The following is a 2,744-nucleotide window of genomic DNA, read 5'->3' as shown; positions in this document are numbered from 1 at the left end:
AGTACTCGGGGCTGTCGCGGACGATGAGCCTGAAGACGGGCAAAACCAGCTAGTCGAGGAGGTAGAGCCCCACCTCTGGAAGGCGACGAACGACCAGCCGAACGCGACCGTGAAATCCAGCGAGAGCTACGATTACACGTTCCTCGGCTTCAACTGCAACGGCGGGCCGACCTCGGAGGAGAAAGTCCGGAAGGCGGTCGATTACTGCGTCAACTTCGACGAGATGGTGGAGAACATCCTCCGTCCGGCGGGCGAGCGCATGTACAGCCCGCTTCCGCACCAGTTGGCCGAGGAGTGGGACATGCCAGTAGACGAGTGGAAACGGATACCCAACGAGCGGAACATCGAGAAAGCGCGAACGCTGTTCCGCGACGCTGGTGTCGAGGCGTGGGCACCGAAGATAGCCGTTCCGGCGTCGAAGAGTTCGGCGACGAGTTGCTGATATGATGGCGAACGCCGTGAAGCAAGGGCTGACGCTCGCCGGGTTCCAGCAGGCCAGCGTCGAGAAGTACTCGTGGTCGGTGTTCCACGACAAAATCGTCTCGGGGTCGCCGAGCGACTACCACATGTTCGTCACGGAGTGGTCGGCGTTCCCCGACCCGGACGCCTACGTCTACCCCTGTTCCACCAGCGGCGGAGGGCGAGACGAACGGCGTGTTCTACAAGAACGACGACGTGATGGAGAAGATACTGAACGCGCGGAAATCGGACGAGCACGCGAAGCGGAGGAAGCTCTACGAAGCCGATGGTTGGGGCGGAACCAGCCCTACGGGACGTCGCTCCACTCGTTCTTCCACTCCGACAACGCCGGAGAGGATACGGAGAAATTCGCGTACAACTCCACGGGATACGGCGTCTCGGGCGGCAGTCCGACAAGCTTCTCTCCGACGCGTACAGCGAAACCGACCCCGAGAAACGCTCGAAGAAGTACGCGAAGGCGATGGAGAAGATCTACCTCGACATGCCGTACATGCTTCGTGACTACGAGAAATACCGCTGGCCGGTCAACTCGAAGAAGTTCGACGGTTTCGTCGAGAACATCGTCGACCCCGGATACGCAAACTGGATTACGAGTACAGTAGCATCTACCTCAAAGAGAACCTGAAGAAGTAACCCCGTCTTCGACTCTCGACGGTGGTTTTTTGCGGTATAGGTCGGGAAAGTGGTGGTTGAATTTGATACGCAGTCGATACGAGAATCACTACATTGATAATGAATGTGTGCCATGCATGGCATAGATACGCAAGAGTAAACGATATGGTAAACAGCATACCGAAATCAACGGATGACAAAATATGACAAGGATTAGCACCCGTTATCTCGCAAAGCGGCTGATAGTCTCCTATCTGACGTTGCTCGTCATAATGACGATTTTGTTCGTGCTCATCCGGAGCATGCCGGGGACGTTCATCTCGCAGATGATCACGCCTGAGATGAAACCGGCACAGATCGCACGGCTTCAGGAGCAGTGGGGACTCAACGAACCGCTGTGCGTCAGTACGTGGACTTCATGATAAACTACCAAACCGGTAACTTCGGCCGGTCGCCGACCAAGCAGGTTCCGGTCTGGGACATCATCATTCGACGGTTCCCGCGGACGATCATCCTGTTCGGTGCCGGATTCGTCATCTCGTACACGGTCGGCCCGCTCGTCGGCATGTATCTGGGTTGGTGGCGAGGCACGAACAAGGACAAGTTCATCTACACGTCGGGGCTCACGATGTACTCCATGCCCGCGTTCTGGATCTCGTGGCTCTTCATCTGGCTGTTCGACTACAAGCTGCAGTGGTTGAAGAGCCGTGACGTTCGAGGTTAAGCCGAGCGTCTTCACCGACTGGACCATTAAAAACACCGGTAAGGACAAACCGGATGTTTACTTCAACGCCCGAAAGGACGGCCTCGAGTGGAACGACGGTGAGAAGTTCAAGATGGAGGACATCCTGTACTCCTTCCAGTTCCAACTCGACAACGAACCGGGACAGTACTCGGTTTGGAACGATTACGAGAAGATCGAGGAGGCGAAAAACGACTGGGACTTCCACCTCAAACTGTCTCGACAGGTTGGTACGTGGGACGCGGACGTCCTCGGCGCGCCACCGATCATTCCCAAGCACAAGTGGGAAGGCGTCGATTACAAGAACTACGACCCGACGACGGAAAATGAAGAAGGTCCCGTCGGAACCGGGCCGGGTAAACTCGTCCAGTGGAACCCGGACACCTCGATGCAGGTCAAGTTCCGCCGCGATTACATCGAGAACACCTACGCGCTCAACAAACTCGACTGGATCAAAGAGCACGACACGCTCATCCACGGCGGTCCGTTCCTCGACGGCGTGAACTTCAAGGTGTACGGCGGAACGTCGCCGCTCACGCAAGCGTTCCTGAACGGCAAGGTCGATACCCACTACGGAAGTCTCCAGACTTCGAAAATCTCTCAAGTCAAGAAAGCGGACGACAAGGGGCTCGTAAAAGGGTACGACAGTGGTTTCTCCTACTACGGTTTCAACTGTCGTCGCGCCCCGCTCGACGACGTGGCGCTCCGACAAGCGATGTCGTTCCTATACGACGACGTGTTCTGGGTGCAGACGCTCAAGGCGGCTACGTCATCAAAGGCGACTACGCCCAGTCGCCGGGTTATAAAGGCGTTCGACCGGAGACGGTCTACGACGGCGAACTCCTCACGGACCCGCGGACGAACGCGTTCGACTTCCGCGGAAAGAAGGGTAGCAAACAACCCAAAGTCG

5 protein-coding genes are annotated in these 2,744 nt (G+C 57.0%); all 5 read left to right on the top strand.

From position 1 onward, the window contains the following. Nucleotides 1–442: ABC transporter substrate-binding protein (locus BG842_RS31465; protein WP_254663062.1), on the top strand; the 442-nt coding region annotated here is incomplete at its 5' end. A gap of 303 nt (nucleotides 443–745) precedes the next feature. Next, on the top strand, nucleotides 746–1,105 hold the full coding sequence (locus BG842_RS28815; RefSeq protein ID WP_254663061.1) for a hypothetical protein: 360 nt from the start codon (nucleotides 746–748) through the stop codon (nucleotides 1,103–1,105). Nucleotides 1,106–1,295: 190 nt separating this feature from the next. Further along, nucleotides 1,296–1,514, top strand: coding sequence for a hypothetical protein (locus BG842_RS31460; RefSeq protein ID WP_254663060.1), 219 nt, complete (start codon nucleotides 1,296–1,298; stop codon nucleotides 1,512–1,514). Continuing rightward, nucleotides 1,511–1,816, top strand: coding sequence for a hypothetical protein (locus tag BG842_RS10535; protein ID WP_254663059.1), 306 nt, complete (start codon nucleotides 1,511–1,513; stop codon nucleotides 1,814–1,816). Before BG842_RS31460 ends, BG842_RS10535 begins: the two co-directional genes overlap by 4 nt. Next, nucleotides 1,800–2,744, top strand: a 945-nt coding sequence (locus BG842_RS10530; protein WP_254663058.1) for an ABC transporter substrate-binding protein, incomplete at its 3' end; no start/stop codon positions are given. The genes BG842_RS10535 and BG842_RS10530, both read left to right, overlap by 17 nt.

The sequence above is a fragment of the Haladaptatus sp. W1 genome (assembly GCF_001723155.1).
In the GTDB taxonomy this organism is placed as follows: Archaea; Halobacteriota; Halobacteria; order Halobacteriales; family Haladaptataceae; genus Haladaptatus; species Haladaptatus paucihalophilus.
This window is presented reverse-complemented; position numbering and strand designations above follow the sequence as displayed.

Bases quoted from the DNA above. Each gene is read 5' to 3' on its own strand.
- BG842_RS28815 (WP_254663061.1), top strand. From the start codon at position 746: ATGGTTGGGGCGGAACCAGCCCTACGGGACGTCGCTCCACTCGTTCTT.
- BG842_RS31460 (WP_254663060.1), top strand. From the start codon at position 1,296: ATGACAAGGATTAGCACCCGTTATCTCGCAAAGCGGCTGATAGTCTCC.
- BG842_RS10535 (WP_254663059.1), top strand. From the start codon at position 1,511: ATGATAAACTACCAAACCGGTAACTTCGGCCGGTCGCCGACCAAGCAG.